Below are 1,223 nucleotides of genomic sequence, written 5' to 3' on the forward strand. Positions count from 1 at the left end.
CGCGGGTGCTCGATACCGCGGGCCGGCCGATTCCCGGCCTGTACGCGGCCGGCAACACGATGGCCGCGCCCAGCGGCCTCGCCTACCCCGGCGGCGGCAACCCGATCGGCACCAGCATGTTGTTCAGTCACCTGGCCGTGCGGGACATGCTTGCCGCGCGGCCGCCTCGCTAGGTTTGGGCAAACACCGGGCCCGGTACGGCCCGGTTGAGTACGCTTCGGTAGGTCGTATCGGGCTGCGACAGCAAATCGATGGTGGCTTGCCGAGGGGTATCCGATGTCCTTTGTGTACGTGGTCCCGGAGACGGCATTGGCGGCGACCGGCGAGCTGTCGGCGATCGGTCAATCGATAGCCACGGCCCGTGCAGCGGTCGCGCTGCCTACGACGGCGATTCTGGCTGCGGCCGAGGACGAGGTGTCGGCGGCGATTGCTGCGCTGTTCGGGGCGCACGGACAGGCTTATCAAGCACTGAGCGGGCAGGCCGCCGCGTTCCACGACCAGTTCGTCCAGGGGCTGAGGAACGGCATGAACTCGTATGCCGCCGCCGAGGCCGCCCAGCGGCAGATATTGGACGGGATCAATGCGCCCTTCCGGTCATGGCTTGGGCGCCCGTTGATCGGCAACGGAGCCGACGCACCGGTCGGGTCCGGACAGGCCGGGGGAGCCGGCGGCCTGCTGTTCGGCAACGGCGGGACCGGCGGTGCCGGTGGCAGTGGCACCACCGCCGGCGGTGCCGGCGGCAACGGCGGATGGTTGTGGGGCAACGGCGGCGCCGGGGGCGCCGGTGGGAATTCCACGGCCGCCGGCGGGACGGTCGTCGGCGGAGTTGGGGGGAGCGGCGGTAATGCCGGTTGGCTCGGCGGCAATGGTGGTGCCGGCGGCGCCGGTGGACGGGCGATTGGCGGTAATGGAGGCGACGGCTTTGGCATTGTGGCCGTCGGGGGGGATGCTGCCACCAACGTTGCGGGTGGGGTGGTGTTCGGTGGTGACGCGGCGGGCGGCGGAGCGCAAGGCGAGGCCGTGACTGTCACTGGCGGGGCTGGTGGCCTGGGCGGCAACGGTGGCTTTCTCTGGGGCCACGGTGGTGCCGGCGGAGTCGGTGGGGATGCCTCCGGCGGCGGTGGCGGAGCCGGCGGCAGCTCGGTGGCTCAAGGTGGTAGCGCGCAGGCTCTGGCGGACAACAGTGGCGCGGTCGGAGGAAGCGCGAGTGTCGGCAGCGCCAA

2 protein-coding genes are annotated in these 1,223 nt (G+C 71.5%); both read left to right on the top strand.

The window, feature by feature from the left end; all coding sequences use genetic code 11:
• Nucleotides 1-173 (top strand): FAD-binding protein (locus tag AO501_RS37235; RefSeq protein WP_156452573.1); only part of this gene is annotated, 173 nt, incomplete at its 5' end.
• Nucleotides 174-276: 103 nt separating this feature from the next.
• Nucleotides 277-1,223 (top strand): PE family protein (locus tag AO501_RS14980; RefSeq protein ID WP_156452574.1); only part of this gene is annotated, 947 nt, incomplete at its 3' end.

The sequence above is a fragment of the Mycobacterium gordonae genome (assembly GCF_001417955.2).
Classification (GTDB): Bacteria; Actinomycetota; Actinomycetes; order Mycobacteriales; family Mycobacteriaceae; genus Mycobacterium; species Mycobacterium gordonae_B.